The sequence below is a fragment of the Catellatospora sp. IY07-71 genome (assembly GCF_018326265.1).
Taxonomy (GTDB): domain Bacteria; phylum Actinomycetota; class Actinomycetes; order Mycobacteriales; family Micromonosporaceae; genus Catellatospora.
Map to the genome: position 1 here is coordinate 2,821,853 of NZ_AP023360.1, position 22,077 is coordinate 2,843,929.

Sequence of the window (22,077 nt, forward strand, 5' to 3'; positions counted from 1 at the left end):
GAAGGTCCGGTGAAGGGGGTGGCGCGGCGGTGATCGGCGATGCGGGCGGCCGATAGACTTCCCCAGCATGGGTAAGCGGAACGTGCGGCACACGCACCCCCGGAGTGCCGTTCGGGACGGCGAGAGCGAGGCGAAGGCATGATCGAGGGCGGGAACCTGCTGAGCACCGTACGAGGGCCGCAGGACCTCAAGACCCTGAGCCCGGAGCAGCTGACCGCGCTGGCGGCGGAGATCCGGGACTTCCTGGTCGCGAAGGTCGCCCGCACCGGCGGCCACCTCGGCCCGAACCTCGGTGTGGTGGAGCTCACGCTCGCCATGCACCGGGTGTTCGACTCCCCGGTCGACCGTTTCGTCTTCGACACCGGCCACCAGGCGTACGTGCACAAGATGGTCACCGGCCGCCTCGACGGCTTCGACGGCCTGCGCCAGCGCGGCGGCCTCACCGGCTACCCGAACCAGGCCGAGAGCGAGCACGACCTGGTCGAGAACTGCCACGCGTCGACCGCGCTCTCCTACGCCGACGGCATCGCCAAGGGCTACGCGCTGCGCGGTGAGAAGCGGCACACCGTCGCGGTCGTGGGCGACGGCGCGCTGACCGGCGGCATGTGCTGGGAGGCGCTGAACAACATCGCCGCCACCGACAACCCGCTGGTGATCATCGTCAACGACAACGGGCGCTCGTACGCGCCCACCATCGGCGGCCTCGCCGACCACCTGGCCACGCTGCGCCTCAACCCGGGCTACGAGAAGGTTCTCGACCTGGTCAAGGACGCGCTGGAGAAGACCCCGCTGGTCGGCAAGCCGCTGTTCGACGCGCTGCACGCGGTCAAGAAGGGCATCAAGGACGCGGTCGCCCCGCAGGCGCTGTTCGAGGATCTCGGCCTGAAGTACATCGGGCCGGTGGACGGGCACGACCAGGAGGCGCTGGAGTCGGCGCTCAACCGTGCCAAGCGCTTCGGCGGCCCGGTCATCGTGCACGCGGTCACCGCGAAGGGCTACGGCTACCAGCCGGCCCTCGACGACGAGGCCGACCGCCTGCACGCCCCGAGCGCGTTCGACCCGGAGACCGGCCGGCTGCTGGCCGCGCCCAGCCTGAAGTGGACCAACGTGTTCGCCGACGAGCTGGTCGCGATCGCGGGCGAGCGGCCGGACGTGGTCGGCATCACCGCGGCCATGCCCGAGTCCACCGGCATCGACAAGCTCGCCGCGGCGTTCCCGGACCGGGCGTACGACGTCGGCATCGCCGAGCAGCACGCCACCACCTCGGCCGCGGGCCTGGCGCTGGCCGGCCTGCACCCGGTGGTCGCGGTCTACGCCACCTTCCTCAACCGCGCCTTCGACCAGGTGCTGCTGGACGTGGCGCTGCACCGGCTGCCGGTGACGTTCGTGCTGGACCGGGCCGGCATCACCGGCCCCGACGGGCCCAGCCACTACGGCATCTGGGACATGTCCGTGTTCGGCGTGGTGCCGGGCCTGCGGGTGGCCGCCCCGCGCGACGCGGAGACGCTGCGCGAGGAGCTGCGCGAGGCGATCGGCATCACTGACGGCCCGACCATCGTGCGCTTCCCGACCGGCTCGGTCCCGGCGGCGCTGCCCGCGCTGCGCCGGGTCGGCGGCCAGGACGGGCTGGGCGGCCTGGACGTGCTGGCCGAGGCGGAGCGCAAGGACGTGCTGCTGGTCTCGGTGGGCGCGTTCGCGCACCTGTCCGTGCAGGTGGCCGCGAAGCTGGCCGAGCGCGGCTTCGGGGTGACCGTGGTCGACCCGCGCTGGGTGCGCCCGGTCCCGGTCGACCTGGTGGCCCTGGCCCGCGAGCACAAGCTGGTGGTGACGCTGGAGGACGGCGTACGCGCCGGCGGCGTCGGCGACGCGGTCTCCAAGCTGCTGCGCGACAACGAGGTGGACGTGCCGCTGCGCGACCTCGGCGTGCCGTTGCAGTGGCTGGACCACGGCACCCGCGCCGAGATCCTGGCTGAGATCGGCCTCACCGCGCCGGAGATCACCGAGCGGGTCACCAAGTGGGCCGCGGCGGTCACCACCCCGGCCCAGGCCCCCCTGGTCAGCTCCGTGCGCAGCTGATCGCTTCCTGCGATCGAAGCTCCCGCCACCCCGGCGGGAGCTTTGATCGTTTCCGGGCCGGGCGCTGACAACCCGGCGGGTGTTCCGGCGCGTCCACCACGCGAAGCCACCGGCCGCGACGGTGCCGCCGCTGTACGGCCCCGCGCGCCGGTATGTCGCGTGAGGTGGTGCGGGCGTGGCACGTCGTGCGCCGGAGGACGCTCCGGAGCTGTTCATCGACCTCGGTGTGCTGCCCGGCGAGGAGCCGGCCGAGGACGGCGGCCCGGCCCTGCCGCACGGGCCGTTCCGCTGGAGCCGCCGGATCGCCGTCGCGCTCGCCGTCGCCGCCGTGCTGGGCGGCGTGACCGCGGCGGTGCCCGACCCCCGTCCCCGGCTGTCCGCGCTGGCCGTGCTGGACGGTAAGGGCACCCAGGTGCAGGTCCTCGACGACGAGCTGGTGGTGGTGCTCGGCCCGGACGGCGCCACGGCGTACGAGACGGCGGGCTGGCGGCAGCGGTGGCAGGTGGCCGCCACGGATCTGGTGCACGCCGCCGCGTTCGGCGACGTCGTGCTGCTGCGCTCGGGCGGCTCCGAGGACGGCGGGTGGCTCGGCTGGCCCGCCGGGCAGACCACGGCGGTGGACCGGGTCACGGGGCAGACGCTCTGGCGCACCCTGCGCTACGTGGAAGCGGTGGGCGACCTGCTGGTCAGCTACACCTACACCGTCGACGGCAACCACCCGGACGTGGAGATCCGCGACCCGCGCCGCTACGACCTGCGCTGGCGTCTGCCCGCCAGCCGGGTGTGGGTGTACGACACCCGCCGCGACGCGGTGTGGCGGCTGACCGCCGACGGTGCGGTCGTCGAGCACGATCTGCGCACCGGCGCGGTACGCCGCACGCTGCGCCCGCGCCTGCCCGACGCGAAGTACGTCAACATCGTGCTCAGCCGCGAGGCGGTGGGCTTCGAAGGCTACGAGGACAACGGCAGGCCGGAGCAGCGCGGCGTGCTCTGGTACGACGCGAAGACCTTCGCGCAGGTCAGCGGCGCGCGCCAGTGGGTCTGGGAGAGCGACTGCGGCGGCGGCCTGTCCTGCGCGTACACGGCCGGGGACGGCCGGGCCTTCCTCATCGACCCGGTCACCGGCGAGCCGGTGCGCAGCCTGCCCGAGGAGGAGTTCGTGCCCAGCCCGACCGGGCTGCTCCTGGTCGGCTCGCCGGACCTGGGCTTCATCACCCGGCGGGTGCTGGCCCGGGTCGAGCCCGCCACCGGGCGGCGGCTGACCGACCTGGCGGGCTGGCACGCGCTCAGCGACGACGGCACCCCGGTGCGCGTGCTCGGGCGCACCGGCGCGCGTCAGGGCACGACCTACCTCATGGAGCTGGCCGAGGACGGGCCGCACCGGCTCGGCGAGGTGCCGTACCTGCTGCGCTCCTGTGGCCTGGCCGGTGCGGCGCTGGTCTGCACCACCATGGCCGGCGACATCGGGATCTGGGAAATCGGGAAGGAAAGGGCATGACCGGCGGGCCCGTCGCCGTGATCGACCTGGGCGCGGACTGGGCCGCCCCGGCGGACCCGATTACGGCCGCATCCCGCCGGTGGCGCACCGGCTTGGCCGTGGGCCTGGCGCTGGCGGCGCTGCTCGGCACGGGGGCCGCGGAAACCCCGCCGCCCGGGCCACGCCTGGTCGAGCTGGCCCGGTGGCACGAGCCGGGCGCCGTGGTGGCCGCCGCGGGCCCGGACACCGTGCTGGTCTCCACCCCCGCCGGGATCGCCGCATACGACGCTGCGGACGGGCGTCGGCTGTGGCGGGCCCGCGGCGGGGCCTTCAACTGGACCGCCGCGGTCGCCGGTGACGTCCAGCTGATCGCCTTCACCCTGCCCGAGACGGTGACCGACCCGCCCCTGATCGGCTACGACGACGTCCTCGCGGTGGACCGGCGCTCCGGCGTGCTCCGCTGGCGGAACGCCGCCGCGCTGGAGGCGGTGGGCGGGGTGCTGGTGAGCCGCACCGGCGGCCTCGGGCTGCCGAAGGTGACGGTGCACGATCCGGTCACGTACGCGGTGCGCTGGCGCGCTCCGGCGGCGCTCGCCGTCGCGGCCGACCCGTGGGCCGGGGCGTTGTGGCGGCTCACCGTGCAGGGTGACCTGGTCGAGCACGACCTGGCCACGGGCGCGGTGCGCCGCGGCGTACGGCTGCCCGGCACGCCGGACGAGGGGGCGGCGATCCTGCCCACCCGGCATGCCGTCGGGCTGACCGGGCACCGGTGGGACGGGCAGGCCGAGCCGGTGGCGGTGCGCAGCTGGTACGACCGGCAGCGACTGGCTCCCGCGTCGGGGGAGAACCGGTGGGCACAGGAGATCGACTGCGGCGGCGGCCTGCGGTGCGCCCTTCCCGCGGAGGAGGGCGCCGCGTTCCTCATCGACGGGGCGACCGGGGAGCCGGTCCGGGCGCTGCCCGGCGACATGTTCCTGACCAGCCCCGGCGGTCCGCTGGTGGTCGACCGCGCGAACGCCGTGCTCACCGCCCGGCTGGACCCGGCGACCGGGACGCGGGTGACCGATGTGGCGGGCTGGGAGCCGCTGGCGACGCGGAACGTGCACGTCCGCTTCGCCGCGCGGACCGACTCGGCGACGAAGACCACCTACCTGGGCGAGCTGACGTCCGACGGCCTGCGGCGGCTCGGCCGGGTGCCCGGCGTGGTGCTGCGCTGCGAGGCCCTGCCCGGCGTGCTGGCCTGCACGACCGTCGGCGACGAAGTGGTGATCTGGCGCGTGGGGGAGGCGTCGTCGTGAGCGCAGCGGAGCCCGTGGTGATCGAGCTGGGCACGGGCTGGCGCGAGCCGCTGCCCGAACCGGAGCCGCGCAGGCAGCGCCCGGTGCGGCTGGCGGTGCTCGGCCTGGCGGCCGCGCTGTCGGCGGCGCTGGGCGGGGCGGCGCCCGACACCGTGCCGCGCGAGCTGGGCCGCATCGCGCTGACCACGACCACCGACTCGTTTCAGATCCTCGGCGGCCAGCTCGTGGTGCAGGACGGGGGCCGTCTGAGCGGGCACGGGCTGACCGGCGGCGCCCCGATCTGGAGCGTCCCCGTGCCGCCCGCGGCGGGCGGCGCGAACCTGCTGTCCCCGGCACCCGGCACCGTGCTCGTGTCGCTGCAGGACGCGACGACGGGCCGCCCGTACACGGCGCTGGTGGACACCGCCCGCGGGGAGCCGGCCTGGCAGGCCGAGGCGCTGCCGGTGGCGGCGGGCTGGACCGGGGACGTGGTGGTGCTCCAGGACGGGGACGGCGCCGGCGGGTTCGTGGTGCGCGAGGTGCGCACCGGGCGGGTGCGCTGGTCGGGTCAGGGTCTGTTCACGTTGGATCCGGACCGGGCGACCGCCGGTGGCCCGCTGTCGCTGTGGACCCTGTCCGGCGGCCGGACGCTGACCGAGCACGACGTGCGGGACGGGCGGGTGCTGCGGAGCCGGGCCGTGGACCTCGCCGGGGCGGATCCGCGGCACATGCTCGCCCTCGGCGGTGAGCTGCTGATCGAGTACGGGGTCGACGAGAAGGCCCGTGAGCTGCGCCTGGACCTCGGCAGTCTGGCACCCGTCGCGCCGGGGCGGCTGATGGCCCGCCGTCTCGACTGCGGTGCCCACTGGTGTGTCGTGTCGCAGGACCCGACGCGGGCGGACGGCCTCCCGATGGACGTGGTGGACAAGGCGACCGGTGCGGTGCGGCACCGCGTCGAGGCGGACGCCGTCGTGGAGATCGGGCGGTGGGGCCTGCTGACGGGCGGAACGGGCCCGGGACCGCGCGGCCTGCCGCTCTCCACACTGATCGAGACGGCTACCGGCCGGGTGCTGGCCGACCTGAGCGGGTGGGAACTGCTGCTGGACCAGCCCCGGCCGGTGGAGGTGCTGGTACGCGGCCGGTCCGCCGGGCCGGTGCAGTTCGCCCGGCTGACGCCGACCGGCCTGGAGGTGGTGGCGGAGCTGCCCGGCCGCGTGGGACGGTGTGCCTTCGCGCAGCGGGTGCTGGCCTGTTCGGTGGGGGACGGGCTGACCCTGTGGCGGTGGGACGCCTGACCCGGTGACGGGGCGGAGGGGTGCGATGGCCGTGCTCATCGATCTCGGCGATCCGCGCGGGCTCGACGAGGAGCCCGCGGCGGGGCCGCTCGTGTCGCGTGCCGCGCGCCGGGGCGCGGCGCTGGTCGCCGTCGTGCTGGCGGGGCTGCTGGGCCTCGGCGGGTCGGCGGCCGTGCCACCGCCGCCGCTGGTGCTGGTCGCGCACTTCGACCCGCCGGTGACCGGTCCGGTGGTGCTCAGCGGGGACCTGGCGCTGGCGCTGGAGCGGCAGGACGGCGGCCGGGCCCTGCTGGCGATCGGCGGCGGCGCGGTGCGCTGGCGGCTGCCGCTGGAGGGGTTGTCCACCGAGGTGTTCAGCGCGGTCCGGGCGGGACCGACGCTGCTGGTCACGCTGATCGACAGCGCGGCGCCGGCGGAGATGTGGACCACGTACGCGGTAGAGCCGGACACCGGGACGCCGCTGTGGCAGGCCCGGGCGATGCTGCTGGGCGTCGCCCCGCGCGCGGCGGAGTGGACGGCGGTGCTGGGCGGCGGCGGCGAGCGGGAGTGGCTCGGCGGCCGGGATGTGGCCGGCGGCCGCGAGCTGTGGCGGCGCGCGCTGTCGGCGGCGCAGGGGTGGACGCCCTACCGGGTGGGGCCCGACCTGGCCGGCCTGGTGCTGTTCGAGACCGCCGGAGCGCCGCGGGCCAGGCTGCTGACCCCGGACGGCGTGCTGGGCGAGCCGCGGCCGCTGCCCACCGGCACCGAGGGTATGCAGGTGGCCGCAGACCTGGTGGTGGCGGCGTACGAGCGGGACGGCGCGCGCCGGATCGCCGCGCTGCGGCTGCCCGCGCTGGAACCGGTGTGGGACGTGGCCCATCCGGTCGGCGGCTACCCGTACTACGTGGAGGACTGCGCGCCGATGGTGTGCGTGACCGACTCGGACCGGGTCTGGGTGCTCGATCCCGCCGACGGCGCGGCCCGCTGGCAGGGGCAGGTGGGCGGCTCCTACGCGCTGGCACCGGGGGTGCTGGTGTCCAACGTCAACGAGCGCCCCCGGTTCGGCGTGCTCCGCGACACGGTGTCCGGCCGCGTGCTGCTGCGGCTGGCCGACTGGAGCGTGATCGAGCACGACGGCCGGTCGGTGCTGCTGGCGTACGTCGGCGACGACCGGACCTGGTTCGGCGCGGCGGAGCCGGCGGGGTCCGGGCGGCTGCGGGTGCTCGGCGTCGGCGGGCCCACCCTCGACCGCTGCTGGGCGGACACGCGCGGGACCGCCGACGCGGGCCTGGTGGTGTGCCAGGCGCTGCTCGGCGGCCTCGACGTGTACCGCTATACCCGGTGACCGAGCCGGGTCACCAGTTGGCCTGAACCGGCGGCACCGGCAGCGGCACCGATGCCGGGTGGATCACGTAGACGACGCCCCGGCTGCTGTTCAGCCAGGCGGCCTCCCACTCGGCCCGGCCGACGGGCTTGCGCACCTGGTCGTTGCTGGGCGAGTTCGGGTCGTTGAGCACCGGGTCGCCGCCCTCGGTGAAGCCGACGAGCACCATCAGGTGGCCCCTGGTGCCGTAGTCCAGGCCGGGCACCTCGCCCTTGCGGTAGGACGCCGAGGCGATCAGCGGGATGCCCGCCGCGATGAACCGCTCGGCCTCGTTCAGCGAGCGCAGCCGGGTGACGAACCCGCGCAGCCCGAACCGGCCCGCGTACGCCGTGTTGAAGGGCCAGTTGCCGCAGCCGTCGAAGTCGTGGTCGTAGGTGTGCGAGGCGGCGAAGTCCACCCACGGGTCGGCGTAGCCCGGGTCGACCCAGGAGTAGTCCGCCGGGGCCGGGCCGGTGCCCCAGTAGGCGAGCACCATCGCGGTCGAGGTGGGGGAGCACCAGGACTCGCCGCCGCCGTTCCACTGCGGGTACTCCCCGGCGTGGATCTCCTGCGAGTACGCCGGCACGTCGAGCACCAGTCCCTGCGCCGCGAGCGGGAGGCTCGGGGCCGGCTCGCCGGGCGGGGGTAGCGCCGAGGTCGCCGCGCCCAGGCTGTGCAGCACCGGGACGTCCGTGCTGCCCGCCGGCCGCAGCAGGGTCACCCGCAGCTGCCAGGACGTCAGCGCGCGCCCGGGGGCCGCCCGGAACAGGTCGGCGTTCACGTCGCCGTCGGCGTCGCCCTGGCCGCGCAGCGAGGTGCGCCGGAAGGACGTGTCCTCGGCGGCCCAGTCGCCCATCCGGAACCACTTGGTGGTGGTGCCCGCCGCGGTCTCGCCGGACAGCTCGATGCGCAGGAAGCTGCCGCCGGGCGTGTCCGCGGTCCAGGACGGGATCAGCTCGGTGGCGGGGAAGCCGCCGCTGCCGCGCGGGCCGGTCCAGGTCGCGGTCTCGTACGCGGTGGTGGCACCGGAGCGCGGGTCGGTGTGCGTCAGCGTGCCGGTGGGGGCGGCGAACGCCAGCCCGCCGGTGCCGGCGAAGACCCCGCTGCCGGTGCCCTCGGCCCAGCGCTGCGGCGTGTCCCAGCGGTGGAACGCGACGTCCCGTCCGGCCGGGGTGGCGCCGCCGCCGGGAGCCGCGACGGACGCGCCCTCGGCGACCGGTCCGGCCGCCGATCGCAGTGCGTCGCGTCGATCCATCAGTGCCTCCGTACCTTGGCGATTCTCTGCATCGAGCGTCATATAGCTGAAGATTTTTTGCAATGGCTTGGGGGCTCTATCTTCGTGGGCGGAGACAGGCCGGGAGAGAGGGTGGAGACGTGCGGGTGCTGGTGGTGGAGGACGAGCGGCATCTGGCCGACGCGATCGCCCGCGGTCTGCGGCGGCACGGCCTGGCGGTGGACGTGGCCTACGACGGCAGCACCGGGCACGAGATGGCGTTCGTCACCCGGTACGACGTGGTGGTGCTGGACCGGGACCTGCCCGGCATGCACGGCGACCAGCTCTGCGCCGAGCTGGTCGGCTCCGGCGCGCTGACCCGGGTGCTGATGCTGACCGCCAGCGGCAGCGTCGCCGAGCGCGTCGAGGGCCTGCGGCTGGGCGCCGACGACTACCTGCCCAAGCCGTTCGCGTTCGACGAGCTGGTTGCCCGGGTGCAGGCGCTGGGGCGGCGCGCCACCCCGGTCACCCCGCCCGTGCTCAAGGCCGCCGACCTGGAGCTGGACCCCGCCAAGCGGACCGTCAGCCGGGCCGGCACCCTCATCGACCTGACCAACAAGGAGTTCGGGGTGCTGGAGGAGCTGCTGCGGGCGCGCGGCGGCGTCGTCTCCACCGAGGAGCTGCTGGAGCGGGTCTGGGACGCCAACACCGACCCGTTCACCACGATAGTGCGGGTCACCATGCGTACGCTGCGCATGAAGATCGGGCAGCCGGGCCTCATCGAGACCCTGGTCGGCGCCGGCTACCGCATCCCGGCCGCGGGGGAGGATCACGCGTGATCTCCCGTCCGGTCCGGGTGCCCGCCCGCCGCGGCCTGCGCCCCACCCTCCGCCTGCGGCTCACCCTGCTCAACGGGGTGCTGCTGCTCGGCGCCGGCGCCCTGCTGATGCTGGTCGCCTGGCTGGTCGTCAGCGCCGCCCTGCACCCCGCCGACGAGCTGGCCGCGGGCACCGTGGTGCGGCTGGCCGACGGCCGCCAGATGGACGTGCGCGCCTGGCAGGAGGCGTTGCTGGCCGCCGCGCAGACCGAGCTGACCGCGAAGGGCCTGGTCGCCGTGGTGGCGATCAGCATCGTGGGCGTCATCGGGGCGTACGCCGTCGTCGGCCGCGCGCTGCGGCCGCTGCACCACGTCACCGCCACCGCCCGCCGCCTCGGCGGGGAGACGCTCGATCAGCGCATCCGCTACACCGGCGCCGACGACGAGGTCGCCGAGCTCGCCGACACGTTCGACGCGATGCTGGACCGGCTCGGCGCCGCGTTCACCGCCCAGCACCGCTTCGTCGCCAACGCCTCGCACGAGCTGCGCACGCCGCTCGCGGTCATGCGCACCGAGATCGACGTGACGCTGTCCGACCCCGGCGCCGACACCGCCGAGCTGCGCCGGATGGCCACCGTCGTGCGCGACGCCTCCGAGCGTGCCAACGCGCTGGTCGACGCGCTGCTCATGCTGGCCCGCAGCGAGGGCCGCACCGGCCTGCGCCGCGAGCCGGTGGATCTGGGCACCGGCGTGGTGGGTGCGCTGTCCGCGATGGACCACGAGGTCCGGCGCACCAAGCTGTCGGTCAGCACCGAGCTGCGCCCGGCGCCGGTCATCGGCGACCCGAGCCTGCTCGACCGGCTCGCGGGCAATCTGATCGAGAACGCGGTCCGCTACAACCATCTCGGCGGCCGCATCTGGGTGGAGAGCCGGCACGACGGTGAGTATGCCCGGCTGATGGTGGGCAACACCGGTTTCACCGTGGACCAGGTGGACGTGTCCGGCCTGTTCGAGCCGTTCCGGCGAGGCGGCCGGGAGCGCACCGGCGCCAGGGGCTCCGGCCTCGGGCTGTCCATCGTGAAAGCCGTGTGTACCGCGCACGGCGGCACGGTCGGTGCGGTGGCGCTGCCCGGTGGTGGCATGGAGGTCACGATCGCCCTCCCCCTAGCATCGGAGCAATGACGTCTTCGATCCGGCATATCACCGTGGACTGCTTCGATCCATACGCGCTGGCAGGTTTCTGGAGCCAGGTGACCGGTCACCCGCGCCATCCCGACGACAAGCCCGAGGACACCGCGGCGCTGCTGATGTCGCCCGATGACGCACCCGACCTGCTGTTCATCGCCGTGCCGGACGCCAAGAGCGTGAAGAACCGCCTGCACCTCGACCTCCAGCCGACCGACCGCAGCCGGGACGAGGAGATCGAGCGGCTGCTCGGCATCGGCGCCAGCCTCGTCGCCGACCTGCGCAATCCTGACGGCACCGGCTGGGCGGTGCTGGCCGACCCGGAGGGCAACGAGTTCTGCGTCGAGCGCTCCGCCGCCGAACGCGCCACCGCCGAGGTCTGACCCGTCGAGCCCGCCAGCCCGTCAAGATCGCTGTCTGCTGTCGGAAGGTGCGGCCGCAGCGCACTTTCCGACACCTGATAGCGATCACCCCGGCAGTCCAGAGCTGAGTGATACCATTTATCTGAAGTAGTGATATCAAGATCCTCGGAGGTCGTGATGCGTACGGTGATCAATCTCGACGACGACGCATGCACCGAGGTGATGGAGCTGCTCGGGATGCGCACCAAGACCGACGCGGTCAATGCCGCGCTGCGTGACGTGCTGCGCCGCCGCCGGCTGCAGCTGCTATTGAAGGAGACCGAGGACATCCCGGTGATCGCCGACCCCGAGGAGCACTACCGGACTGCGGGCCGCTGACCGATGGCGGCGGTTCGCTACCCGTTCCCGATCTACCTCGTGGACACCTCGGTGTGGGCACGGCGCACGGTCCCCGCGGTCGCGGACGCGCTCGTCGAGCTGAGCCGCTTCGGCGAGCTGGGCACCTGCGCCCTGCTGGTGGCCGAGGTCTGCTACAGCGCGCGCACCGCCGACGAGTATCAGCGGCTGCGGGCACTGCTCGATGCCACGATCGTGCTCAACGGCGACGACCTGGTCGAGGAGAAGGCGCTGGCGGCGCAGGCCAAGCTGGCTGCCTCCGGTCAGCACCGCACGTCCGTGGTGGACCTGTTCGTCGCCGCCGTGGCGGCGGCACATGACGCCGTGGTGCTGCATTACGACAGCGATTACGAGCGCATCTGCGCTGCGGTCGGTGCGCGTGCCCATTGGGTGGTTCCTCGCGGCTCGGTCGCCTGATCCGCCCTCGGCGAGGATCACGTCCGGCGGAGCGTGGCCGCTCCGCCGGACGTGCCGCGGGAACGCTCAGGCCGTCGTGGTGAAGGTGAGGGTGTCCGGCTTCAGCACGAGGACGTTGTTCGCGTCGTAGATCTTGCAGCGGAACGTGTAGCTCGCGTTCGCGTCCAGTCCGGTGCGGACCGTGCTGACCGTCTCGGGGCCGTCGGAGACGATCACGCCGGGGGTCTCGGCGAAGCCCGTCCCGCCGGTGGTGCGCCACGATGCGATCGCGACCCGGTAGCTGCCGTTGTGCGGGTCGACCCGGCACGACATCGTCGCCGACGACGACGTTACCCCGGTCGCCGGGTTGTTGACCGCGGTGACCGGCCCGGCGAACAGCGAGCCGTCGATCGCGCTCGCCCACGCCTGCTGCGAGGCGGTGTCGTGCAGCCGGTTGTCGTTGGCCAGCAGCCAGTCGTAGTACGCGACGAACACGGCGTTGTTGCTGCGCGCCCAGTTCGCCAGGTCGGCCAGGAACGCGGGCCGGTCGGTGACGTCCAGGTAGCCGAGCTCGCTGATCGCGTACGGCTTGCCTCGGGCGGCCGTCACGGCGAGGCTGGGCCGGCGCAGCTGGTGCGCGGCCATGAGCTCGTTGTCGGTCGTGCTCGTGTTGTTGTCCTTGAACTGGTAGACGTCCCAGGAGATCACGTCGACGTAGGCGTCACCGGGATAGAAGTCGAGCCAGTTGCGGCCGCTCGCCACGTCCAGGTCCCAGTCCATCAGCACCAGCGTCGCCTTGACGTTGGACTTGTAGCGGGCGGGCTCCTGGGTGATGTGCCAGATGTGCTGCCAGGCGGCGCTGTACTGCTCCTTGGTGAACTCGCCGGCCTCGATGTTGTCCTCGGGCTCGTGGAAGAAGGTCCACCAGACCGTCCGGTTCGTGGGTGCGTCGTCGAAGAACTTGCGCAGCGCCGCGTCGTGGGTGCCCGCGATCACCTCGGCGGGCGGGTACTTGAACGAGACGTTGACCGGCTGGCTGACGTTCAGCTTCGGGCTCGTCGCCCAGTCGCCGGGTGCGCCGGTGAAGAAGGCCCGGAGCATGTCGGCCGGGCCGTAGCTCGCCAGGTAGGCGCCGTTGGTCGGTGCGCCGAACAGCGTCGACGGCGCGGCCTGTGCGGGTGCGGACGCCGCCGTCGCGGCCGCCGCACCGGCGAGCAGCGCTGCGAGGGCAGCGCGCATCAGTTTGGTACGCAAGAGAATCCCCGTTTCTGCGCCACGGATGTGGGCGACCGCAAGTATGCATGCGATCTCCGGCGCTGTGGGGGCGCTGCAGCCCGGGAAACGAAGATCGCCGCTTCCGGCCGGAATCTTCGGTGTGACCGGAGATCCGCCGGAAACGGCGAAGATCGCCGTCTCGTGTCAGGACCTGAGGGTGACCAGAGGTGGTGACACGAGACGGCGATCTCCGACAGCCGCGTCCGCGCTACCGGAAGGTGCGCCCCGTGACGGTGGCGGAGACGCCCGCGCGGTCCAGGTACGGCGTGATGCCGCCCAGGTGGAACGGCCAGCCGGCGCCCAGGATCATGCACAGGTCGATGTCGGCGGCCTCGGCCACCACACCCTCGTCCAGCATGAGCCGGATCTCCTGCGCGAGCGCGGCCAGCGCCTTCCCCCGCACCTCCTCGGCGGTCAGCGGGGCGTCGCCCTGTACGAGCAGCGCCTCGACCTCGGGGTTGAGCCGCTCGTCGACCAGCAGCGGCAGGCCCGACTTGGCGATCGCGGCCAGGTTGGGGCTGGCCGAGAAGCGGTCCGGGAACGCCTCGTGCAGCGTGCCGCCGACGTGCGCGGCGACGGCCGGGCCGACCAGGGAGAGCAGCGCCATCGGCCGCATCGGCAGGCCCAGCGGGTCCAGCGCCCGGTCGGCGGTCTTGATCGGGGTGCCCGCGTCGACGGCGCTCCAGATCTCGCCCAGGAAGCGGGTGAGGATCCGGTTGACCACGAACGCCGGCGCGTCCTTGACCAGCACGCAGCTCTTCTTCAGCTGCTTGCCGACCGCGAACGCGGTGGCCAGCGTGGCGTCGTCGGTGGCGGCGCCGCGCACGATCTCCAGCAGCGGCATCATGGCGACCGGGTTGAAGAAGTGGAAGCCCACCACCCGCTCCGGGTGCGCCAGGTCGGCGGCCATCGCGGTGACCGACAGCGAGGAGGTGTTGGTGGCCAGCACCGCCTCCGGCTTGACGATCTGCTCCAGCTCGGCCCAGACCTTCTTCTTGACCGACAGCTCCTCGAACACCGCCTCGATGACGAAGTCGGCGTCGGCGAAGACGGACTTGTCGACCGAGCCGCTGACCAGGCCGCGCAGCTTGGCCGCGGTGCCGGTGGACATGCGGCCCTTGGAGACCGCCTTGTCGATCTCGGCGTGCACGTACCCGACGCCCTTGTCCACCCGGGCCTGGTCGAGGTCGGTCAGCACGACCGGGACCTCCAGGCGCTTGGCGAACAGCAGCGCGAGCTGCGAGGCCATCAGGCCCGCGCCGACGATGCCGACCTTGGTGACCTTGCGGGCCAGGCTCTTGTCCGGCGCGCCGGCCGGGCGCTTGGCCCGCCGCTGCACCAGGTCGAAGGCGTAGAGGCCGCTGTGCAGCTCGGGGGTGACCGCGAGATCGGCCAGGGCCTGGATCTCGGTCTCGATGCCCTCCGCGGTGACCCCGTTCTTGGCCAGGGTCAGCAGGTCGAGCGCCTTCGAGGCGGCCGGGACCGCGCCGTGCAGGCGCTTGTCCAGCTCGGTGCGGGCGAAGCCGACCACGGCGTCCCACATCTCCGAGCGGTCCACCTCGGGCCGGTTCACGGTGACGGTGCCGTTGACGACGCCCGCGGCCCACTCCAGCGAGCGCTCCAGGAAGTCGGCGGGCTCCAGCAGCGCGTCCGCGATGCCCATCTCGAAAGCCTGCTTGGGCTTGAGCATCTTGTTCATCATCAGCGGGTTCTGCACGACGACCTGGGCCGCGGGCACGATGCCGACGATGTTCGGCAGCAGCTGCGAGCCGCCCCAGCCGGGGATCAGGCCGAGCGACACCTCGGGCAGCGCCAGCGCCGCCGCGCCCTGCGACAGGGTGCGGTAGTGGCAGTGCAGCGCCACCTCCAGGCCGCCGCCCATGGCCGCGCCGTTGACGAACGCGAACGTGGGCACGCCGCTCTCGCGCAGCTTCGCGAACGTGGCGTGGCCCAGCCGTCCGATCTCGACGACCTGCTCCCGCGAGGTCATCGCGGCGAAGCCGGTGAGGTCCGCGCCGACGCAGAAGATGTACGGCTTGCCGGTGACCGCGATGAACGCGGGCTGCGCGGCCTGCGCCTCGTCGATCGCCTGCGACAGCGAGGTCAGGCCCTCCCGGCCGAAGGTGTTCGGCTTGGTGTGGTCGAGGCCGTTGTCCAGCGTGATCAGCGCGGCCGGCTTGTCCAGCCCCGGTACGGCGATCAGCCGCAGCTTGGCGTGAGTGACGATCTCGCTCACTTGTCGCCCTCCCAGTTCGGGTTCTCCCAGATAACGGTGCCGCCCATGCCGATGCCGATGCACATGGCGGTCAGGCCGTAGCGCACCTCGGGGTGCTCGGCGAAGTGGCGCGACAGCTGCGTCATCAGCCGTACGCCGGAGGAGGCCAGCGGGTGGCCCACGGCGATCGCGCCGCCCCACGGGTTGACCCGCGGGTCGTCGTCGGCGATGCCGAAGTGGTCCAGGAACGCCAGCACCTGCACCGCGAACGCCTCGTTCAGCTCGAACAGGCCGATGTCGTCGATGGTCAGCCCGGCCAGGCGCAGCGCGCGCTCGGTGGACGGGATCGGGCCGACGCCCATCACCTCGGGCTCGACGCCGACGAAGCCGTACGACACCAGGCGCATGCCGATGGGCAGGCCCAGCTCGCGGGCGACGTCCTCGGCGGCGAGCAGGCAGCTGGTGGCGCCGTCGTTCAGGCCCGCCGCGTTGCCCGCGGTGACCTTGCCGTGCGGGCGGAACGGGGTCTTGAGGGTGGCGAGCTTCTCCATGCTGGTCTCGCGCGGCGCCTCGTCGGCGGTGGCCAGGCCCCAGCCGGTCTCCGGGTCGCGGGTGGCGACGGTGACCAGGTCGCCCTGCAGCTTGCCGGCGGCGTACGCGGCCGCGGTCTTGCGCTGGCTGGCGAGGCCGAACGCGTCGGCCCGCTCCTTGGTGAGCTGCGGGAGCCGGTCGTGCAGGTTCTCCGCGGTGGCGCCCATGACCAGCGCCGAGGGGTCGACGATCTTCTCGGCGAGGAAGCGCGGGTTGGGGTCGACGCCCTCGCCCATCGGGTGGCGGCCCATGTGCTCGACCCCGCCCGCGATCGCGACGTCGTACGCGCCGACGGCGATGCCGGAGGCGACCGTGGTGACCGCCGTCATCGCGCCCGCGCACATCCGGTCGATCGCGTAGCCGGGGACCGTCTTGGGCAGGCCCGCCAGCAGCGCGGCGGTGCGGCCGATGGTCAGGCCCTGATCGCCGATCTGGGTGGTGGCCGCGATGGCCACCTCGTCGACGCGCTCCGGCGGCAGCTGCGGGTTGCGGCGCAGCAGCTCGCGGATGCAGCGGACGACGAGATCGTCGGCGCGGGTGTTCGCGTAGATGCCTCCGTTCGCCTTGCCGAACGGGGTGCGCACGCCGTCGACGAAGACGACGTCGCGTACTTGACGGGGCACGGTCTGCCTCCTTGCAGTTAGGGAGCTGATCCGGATGCTACTCGTGAGTAACTAGATCGGTGCGGGGACCCGCTGTGGCTTGACTCACAAAGTGGCCTTGACCCTATGTAGAAAACCGATAGAGAATGGGCCTCATGCGTATCACCGTCTCGGTGGCCCGAGTGCTGTCGGCGTTCCTGGCCGACCCCGCCGCGGACCGCTACGGCCTCGACCTGATGAAGGCGACCGACCTGCCCAGTGGCACGCTCTACCCGATCCTCCAGCGGCTGCAGCAGGCCGGCTGGATCGCGGCGCACTGGGAGCAGATCGACCCGGCCGCCGAGGGCCGCCCGGCCCGCCGCTACTACCGGCTCACGCCCGAGGGCGCGGCCGACGCCCGCACCGCGCTGGCCGAGCTGCACGCCGCCACCTCGCCCGGCGCCGCCGGGCAGTCCCAGGCCAGGCCCGCGTGGTGAGCCGCCTCGCCGACCGCCTGGCCCGCGCGCTGCTGCGGGCCGCGGCCGCCCGCCAGCCGCTGGCGCTGCGCGCCGACCTGCACCGGGAGTGGCTGGCCGAGCTGCACGTGCTGGCCGCCGAGGGCCGGATCAAGCCCCTGCTGGGGTACGCGCTGAGCCTGGCCGCGTCCCGGCCCGCGCCCGGCGAGACGCTCACCGAGGGCGGCCCGGCGCTGCGCCGCGCGGTAGGACACGCCGTGCTCGTGCTGCTCGCGCCCGCGCTCTGCCACGGGCTGCTGGTGGTCAGCTTCCTCGCGATGGGTGTGCTGCGGGACCGCCTGCTGCCGGCCGTCCTGGGCGACGGCGCCCTCGTCTACCGGCTCCAGTTGCCGCTCGTCACGCTGTTCGCGCTGTGCTTCGCGGTGCTGATGGGCTGGGCCGGCCGGCGGCTGGGCGCGCGCGGGCCGCTGCGGGGCAGGTGGCCGGTGGCGATCGTGCTGCTGGTGGTGGTGGCCGGCACGGCGATGCTGGCGGACGCGCTCACCGGGTTCAACCTCGGCGGCGCCATGGCGGTGTGGGTGCCCAGCCTGCTGCTGGCCGTCCTCGTGGCCGGGCGCAAGGCAGGCCTGGGCAGGCCCCGGCGCGGCTGGCTGCTCGGCGCCGCGATCATGGTGCTGGCGATCGAGGGCGCCATGCTCGTGCACACGCTCCGGCACCCGAGCGAGGCGGTGACCTGGCACTACGAGTACGCCCTGCTCTGGCTGCCGGCCGTGCTGGCCGACTGGTCGTTCGGCCTGCCCTATCCCACGGCCGAGGAGCTGTTCTGGCTCGGTGACGTGCTCCCGGCCCTGCCGCAGCTCGTGCTGCTGCTCTCGGCGTACGCGATCGGCTACGCCGTCGGCGCGGCCCGCCCGGCTCAGGAGCCGTCGCCGGGCGTCTCCTCGGCCTCCTCGTCCGTCTCCGCCGCCGGGGGCGGGACGAGCAGCGCCTGAGCCAGCTCGCCCGCGAGCAGGCCGCACTGCCAGGGCCGGGCGCCGAAGCCGCGGAGCACCTCGGTGACCGTGGCGGCGTCCGGCTCCACCGGCGGCTCCCACGCCAGCCGGCGTACGAAGTCCGGGGTGATCAGGTTCTCCGGCGGCAGGTGGTGCTCCTCGGCGGTCCTGGTCACCACCTCCTTGCAGCGGGCCAGGCGCGCGGCGGCCTCCGGGTCCTTGTCCGCCCAGCGGTGCGGCGGCGGCGGGCCGTCGAACTGCGGCGTCGTCGGCAGCGCGTCGTCGGGCAGGCTGCGCGCGTCCTCCAGCGCCTCCAGCCAGGTCGCCGCGAGCCGGCGCACCGAGCGCCCGCCGAAGCCGGGCAGCAGCAGCAGCTCGCGCTCGGTCTTCGGGTTCATCTCGGCCGCCGCGACGATCGCCGCGTCGGGCAGCACCCGGCCGGGCGCGGTGTCCCGGCGCACCGCGATGGCGTCCCGGGCGTACCACAGCGACCGCACCCGGGCCTGGGCGCGGGCGCCCCGCACCCGGTGCATGCCGGAGGTGCGCCGCCACGGGTCGGTGCGCTGCCGGGGCGGCCGGGCGCCCCCGGCGACCAGCGCGGCGAACTCCTCGGCAGCCCATTCGGACTTGCCCTGCCGGGCCAGCTCCACGTCGAGCGCGTCGCGCAGCTCCACGAGCAGCTCGACGTCGAGCGCGGCGTAGGTCAGCCAGTCGTGCGGCAGCGGCCGGGTCGACCAGTCGGCCGCCGAATGATGCTTCTCCAGGGTGCGGCCCAGTAGCTGTTCGGTCAGCGCGGCAAGCCCGACCCGCTCGAAGTCGGCCAGCCGGGCGGCCAATTCCGTATCGAAGAGACGGCGCGGCCGCAGACCCACCTCGGACAGGCACGGCAGGTCCTGGCTGGCCGCGTGGAGCACCCACTCGGTGTCGGCCAGCACCTCGTCCAAAGCCGACAGATCGGGCAGTGGCACGGGGTCGATCAGAGCCGTGCCGGCCCCCTTGCGGCGCAGCTGGACCAGGTATGCCCGCTGGCTGTAGCGGAAGCCGGAGGCCCGTTCGGCGTCCACCGCGACCGGGCCGGTGCCCGCGGCGAAACGGGCCACCACCTCGGCCAGGCCGGCAGGTGTGTCGACCGGGGCAGGGGTGCCGTCGGCCGGCTCGGTCAGCAGCCTCGGTCCCGCGCCGTTCGACGTCCCGTCCGGCGCCACCTCGCCCGTCGGCGTGCGGTGGCGGGTCCGACGGCGCAGGGGTGCGTCCTCGTCGGTCATGGTCACACCGTACGGCCAGGCACCCGGGGTTGGCGGCAGCACCCCGGTATGGCGCGTCGGTGGAGGTTTCATGCAGGCCCGTAAACAGGGATGTTGGGATTCGCCGCCACCGAGTATGTTGTGCCAGCCGCTCGGACCTGGGCGGTGCCACGGGGAGGAAACACCATGACCACGGGTCCCGAACCCGCCACGCCCGCCGCCGCGTCCGCGCCGCCGCCGGCTCCGGCCGCCGCGCCGGTCCCCGGGGCCGTCCCGCAGGCGGCCGCGCAGCCGGTCCCGGTGGCCCCGGTCGTCCCGCAACAGGCGGTGCCCGGACCCTTCCCGCCGGTCCCGGGTCCGGTGGCCGGTCCGTTCGCGCCGGCCCCCGCCCCGCCGCCCTGGCCGCACCCGCAGGCGGTGCCACCCCACGCGGTGCAGCACGCCCTGCCGCCGTATCCGCCCGCCGTGCCGCCGCACCCGCAGGCGCTCCCACCGCATCCGGTGCCGCACGCCGCGCCGCCCTACCCGGCGCCGCCGCACGTCGTGCTGCCCGCCGGCCACATGCTGCCGGGGGCGCCGCCGGTCGCGCGCCCGAGCCTGCTGCGCCGCCTGGCGCGGCCGGGCGCGCTCGTCGCCGCCCTGCTGGTGATCCTGGTCGGGCTCGTCGCCTGGCAGACCGTGCGCATCGAGCAGCTCGGCGGGGCGCTGGAGCGCGCGGACGACCGGCTGAGCCGGTTGCAGCAGGAGGACAAGGGCCGCCTCGACGCGGCCGAGTCCCGGCTCGGCGAGCTGGAGAAGGAGGTCGGCGGCGCGTTCAATGTGGAGAAGGTCGCCGCGGCCGTGCTGCCCAGCGTGTTCCGGGTCGAGGCGGGCCGCTCCATCGGCACCGCGTTCGCGGTCGGGCCGCAGGCCGCCGACGGCGGCACCAACCTCTTCACCAACTACCACGTGGTCGAGGAGGTCTGGAAGAAGGGCGGCCGGACCGCCGAGATCACCCGCGCCGGGCAGCGCTTCAACGTGAAGATCGTCCGCGTCGACAAGGTCCGTGACGTGGCGCACCTGCACACCACGGCGAAGTTCAAGGGGCTGACCGTGGCCGAGGTCGCGGCCAAGCCCGGCCAGCAGGTCATCGCCGTCGGTGCGCCGCTGGGCCTGACCGACACCGTGACCAGCGGCGTCATCAGCGCGATCCGGGAGACCGGTTACGAGGAGGGGCCGATGGTGCAGTTCGACGCCGCCATCAACCCCGGCAACTCGGGCGGCCCCGTCATCAACGGGCAGCAGGAGGTCGTCGGGATCGCCGTCGCCGGATACCTGGAAGCCGAGGGCCTCGGGCTCGCCATCCCCATCGCCGACGCCTGCAAGAGCATCGACATCTGCTGACCGGAACCGTTTCCGGCCCGGCATGCACCACGCACCACCATCACGGAGGAAGAGAGACATGACCCACCCCGCGTCCCCGCCCGACGAGGCGACCGCGCCGGTGCCGGCCGCCGCGCCGCAGCCCGCCGCCGCGGAGACCGCAGCACTGCCCGTCGCGGCCCCGGCCGTGACCGCGCCCCAGGCCGCCGCCCCGGCCGCCCAGCCCGCCGCCGCCCAGCCCGTCCCGGCGCAGGCCGTGCCCGCGCAGGCGGCGCCCACCGCGGCGTACCCGGTCGCGCCGCAGCAGGCGTACCCCGCCGCGCCGCAGCAGGCGTACCCGGCGGCGGCCTACCCGGCCGGCTACGCCCCGATCCCGGCGCAGCCGGAGGGCTACCCGGTGTCCGCGGTGCCGGTGTCGGCGTACCCGACCTCGGGCTACCCCGGCTACCCGGGTTACCCGGCCGCCGTGGCCGCGCCGCCGAAGAAGTCGAAGGCGACCCTGCTGCTGGCGATCGCCACCGGCGTGCTGGTCCTCACCACCGGCGTGATGACCACGCTGTTCGTGCTGAAGTCCGGTGAGCTGAGCGACACCAAGGCCACGCTGACCCAGCAGGTCGCCGAGCGCGACAAGACCATCGCGAACAAGGAGAGCGAGCTCTCCACGCAGAAGAACGTGCTCGACACCACCAAGGACACCCTGGAGAAGTCCCAGCAGGACCTGGAGGGTGTGCAGAACGAGAACAAGGCCATGACCTCCTGCCTCGACAAGCTCGACGCGTTCTTCAGCGCGCCGACCGAGGCCAAGGGCAAGGCGATGGACAAGGCCTGCAAGGCCTACCTCTGATCTCTCCCGCGTGAGCGAAGCTCCCGTCCGGCTGTCTGCGCGGCCCGGCGGGAGCTTCGGTCATTCAGGGACGGTCAGCGGTGGTCGCCGCGGCGCAGCGGCAGGGCCGAGACGCCGACCGGCGGCAGGCCCGCGGTGGAGGCCAGCAGGGCGCACCAGGCCGCGACGTGGCCCTCCAGGTGCAGGTCCAGCGGGCTCCAGGAGGCGCGCAGCTCCAGGTCGGTGGTGGGCGGCCCGTCGGCGGCCAGCGCGCCGAAGCGGCTGGAGATGGTCTGCGTCACCGTGCCGCCGATCGCGGCGTAGCCGGAGCTGTGCGCGTCGAGCGCGTCCACCAGCCAGCTCCAGCCCACCTGGGGCAGCAGCGGGTCGGTCGCCAGCTCGGGCTCCAGCTCCGCGGTGACGTACGTGACGAGCCGGGTGTCGCCCTCCCACGCCTCGTGGCCCGCCGGGTCGTGCAGCAGGATGAGCCGCCCGGTGGTGACCTCCTCGCCCCGGCGGAGCACGGTCGCGCCGAGGGCGAACGCGTACGGGGCGAGCCGGCTCGGCGCGGGCACCTCCTCCAGCGCGATCTCGTCCCGGGCCTGGGCGGCACGCAGCGCGGCGACGGCGCGCGTGAACGTCTCGGGGAGTACGGTCGTCAGCGCCATAGCCGTACCCTAGG

General features: G+C 73.9%; 20 protein-coding genes. 14 read left to right on the top strand and 6 right to left on the bottom strand.

Going from position 1 to position 22,077, the window contains the following annotated elements:
- Window positions 1-138: 138 nt before the first annotated feature.
- From dxs to CS0771_RS12800, 5 genes are all read left to right on the top strand, one after another.
- On the top strand, window positions 139-2,076 hold the full coding sequence (dxs, locus tag CS0771_RS12780) for a 1-deoxy-D-xylulose-5-phosphate synthase (protein ID WP_212841163.1): 1,938 nt from the start codon (window positions 139-141) through the stop codon (window positions 2,074-2,076).
- Between the two features lie 175 nt (window positions 2,077-2,251).
- On the top strand, window positions 2,252-3,574 hold the full coding sequence (locus CS0771_RS12785) for a hypothetical protein (protein WP_212841164.1): 1,323 nt from the start codon (window positions 2,252-2,254) through the stop codon (window positions 3,572-3,574).
- The gene (locus tag CS0771_RS12790) at window positions 3,571-4,851 is read left to right on the top strand and encodes a hypothetical protein (RefSeq protein ID WP_212841165.1); all 1,281 of its coding nucleotides are present in this window, start codon (window positions 3,571-3,573) and stop codon (window positions 4,849-4,851) included. The genes CS0771_RS12785 and CS0771_RS12790 overlap by 4 nt, the downstream gene beginning before the upstream one ends.
- Entirely contained in the window at window positions 4,848-6,125 is a 1,278-nt protein-coding gene (locus CS0771_RS12795; protein ID WP_212841166.1) for a hypothetical protein, read from the top strand. The genes CS0771_RS12790 and CS0771_RS12795 overlap by 4 nt, the downstream gene beginning before the upstream one ends.
- 25 nt (window positions 6,126-6,150) lie before the next feature.
- Window positions 6,151-7,449: a PQQ-binding-like beta-propeller repeat protein gene (locus CS0771_RS12800; RefSeq protein WP_212841167.1), complete on the top strand. Its 1,299-nt coding sequence runs from the start codon at window positions 6,151-6,153 to the stop codon at window positions 7,447-7,449.
- A gap of 10 nt (window positions 7,450-7,459) precedes the next feature.
- Here the strand turns inward: CS0771_RS12800 and CS0771_RS12805 are convergent, their stop codons facing one another.
- The gene (locus CS0771_RS12805; RefSeq protein ID WP_212841168.1) at window positions 7,460-8,722 is read right to left on the bottom strand and encodes a C39 family peptidase; all 1,263 of its coding nucleotides are present in this window, start codon (window positions 8,720-8,722) and stop codon (window positions 7,460-7,462) included.
- Between the two features lie 119 nt (window positions 8,723-8,841).
- Here CS0771_RS12805 and CS0771_RS12810 point away from each other — a divergent pair, with 119 nt between their 5' ends.
- From CS0771_RS12810 to CS0771_RS12830, 5 genes are all read left to right on the top strand, one after another.
- Complete coding sequence (locus CS0771_RS12810; protein ID WP_212841169.1) at window positions 8,842-9,519, top strand: response regulator transcription factor; 678 nt, start codon at window positions 8,842-8,844, stop codon at window positions 9,517-9,519.
- 17 nt (window positions 9,520-9,536) lie between these two features.
- The gene (locus CS0771_RS12815) at window positions 9,537-10,679 is read left to right on the top strand and encodes a cell wall metabolism sensor histidine kinase WalK (protein ID WP_212845804.1); all 1,143 of its coding nucleotides are present in this window, start codon (window positions 9,537-9,539) and stop codon (window positions 10,677-10,679) included.
- Entirely contained in the window at window positions 10,676-11,065 is a 390-nt protein-coding gene (locus CS0771_RS12820) for a VOC family protein (RefSeq protein WP_212841170.1), read from the top strand. The genes CS0771_RS12815 and CS0771_RS12820 overlap by 4 nt, the downstream gene beginning before the upstream one ends.
- Before the next feature lie 156 nt (window positions 11,066-11,221).
- Window positions 11,222-11,422, top strand: coding sequence for a type II toxin-antitoxin system VapB family antitoxin (locus tag CS0771_RS12825; protein WP_212841171.1), 201 nt, complete (start codon window positions 11,222-11,224; stop codon window positions 11,420-11,422).
- Window positions 11,423-11,425: 3 nt separating this feature from the next.
- The gene (locus CS0771_RS12830; protein ID WP_212841172.1) at window positions 11,426-11,857 is read left to right on the top strand and encodes a PIN domain-containing protein; all 432 of its coding nucleotides are present in this window, start codon (window positions 11,426-11,428) and stop codon (window positions 11,855-11,857) included.
- Between the two features lie 66 nt (window positions 11,858-11,923).
- Here CS0771_RS12830 and CS0771_RS12835 read toward each other — a convergent pair whose 3' ends face one another.
- From CS0771_RS12835 to CS0771_RS12845, 3 genes are all read right to left on the bottom strand, one after another.
- On the bottom strand, window positions 11,924-13,090 hold the full coding sequence (locus CS0771_RS12835; RefSeq protein ID WP_212841173.1) for a hypothetical protein: 1,167 nt from the start codon (window positions 13,088-13,090) through the stop codon (window positions 11,924-11,926).
- Window positions 13,091-13,319: 229 nt separating this feature from the next.
- Complete coding sequence (locus CS0771_RS12840) at window positions 13,320-15,347, bottom strand: 3-hydroxyacyl-CoA dehydrogenase NAD-binding domain-containing protein (RefSeq protein WP_212841174.1); 2,028 nt, start codon at window positions 15,345-15,347, stop codon at window positions 13,320-13,322.
- A complete protein-coding gene (locus tag CS0771_RS12845; RefSeq protein ID WP_212841175.1) occupies window positions 15,344-16,540 on the bottom strand; it encodes a thiolase family protein in 1,197 nt (398 codons plus the stop codon). Before CS0771_RS12845 ends, CS0771_RS12840 begins: the two co-directional genes overlap by 4 nt.
- 134 nt (window positions 16,541-16,674) lie before the next feature.
- Here CS0771_RS12845 and CS0771_RS12850 point away from each other — a divergent pair, with 134 nt between their 5' ends.
- On the top strand, window positions 16,675-16,995 hold the full coding sequence (locus CS0771_RS12850; RefSeq protein WP_212841176.1) for a PadR family transcriptional regulator: 321 nt from the start codon (window positions 16,675-16,677) through the stop codon (window positions 16,993-16,995).
- Window positions 16,992-17,966, top strand: a complete 975-nt coding sequence (locus tag CS0771_RS12855) for a hypothetical protein (RefSeq protein WP_212841177.1) — start codon at window positions 16,992-16,994, stop codon at window positions 17,964-17,966. Before CS0771_RS12850 ends, CS0771_RS12855 begins: the two co-directional genes overlap by 4 nt.
- Here the strand turns inward: CS0771_RS12855 and CS0771_RS12860 are convergent.
- A complete protein-coding gene (locus CS0771_RS12860; protein ID WP_212841178.1) occupies window positions 17,891-19,231 on the bottom strand; it encodes a ribonuclease D in 1,341 nt (446 codons plus the stop codon). The two genes, CS0771_RS12855 and CS0771_RS12860, sit on opposite strands and share 76 nt — an antisense overlap.
- Before the next feature lie 165 nt (window positions 19,232-19,396).
- Here CS0771_RS12860 and CS0771_RS12865 point away from each other — a divergent pair, with 165 nt between their 5' ends.
- Together CS0771_RS12865 and CS0771_RS12870 are read left to right on the top strand one after the other, a co-directional pair.
- Window positions 19,397-20,593 carry a S1C family serine protease gene (locus CS0771_RS12865; RefSeq protein WP_244870757.1) on the top strand — a complete coding sequence of 399 codons (1,197 nt, stop codon included), beginning with the start codon at window positions 19,397-19,399 and terminating at the stop codon, window positions 20,591-20,593.
- A 58-nt stretch (window positions 20,594-20,651) separates the two neighbouring features.
- Window positions 20,652-21,416: a hypothetical protein gene (locus tag CS0771_RS12870; RefSeq protein WP_212841179.1), complete on the top strand. Its 765-nt coding sequence runs from the start codon at window positions 20,652-20,654 to the stop codon at window positions 21,414-21,416.
- Window positions 21,417-21,490: 74 nt separating this feature from the next.
- Here the strand turns inward: CS0771_RS12870 and CS0771_RS12875 are convergent, their stop codons facing one another.
- The gene (locus tag CS0771_RS12875) at window positions 21,491-22,063 is read right to left on the bottom strand and encodes a DUF3000 domain-containing protein (RefSeq protein ID WP_212841180.1); all 573 of its coding nucleotides are present in this window, start codon (window positions 22,061-22,063) and stop codon (window positions 21,491-21,493) included.
- Between the last annotated feature and the right edge of the window lie 14 nt (window positions 22,064-22,077).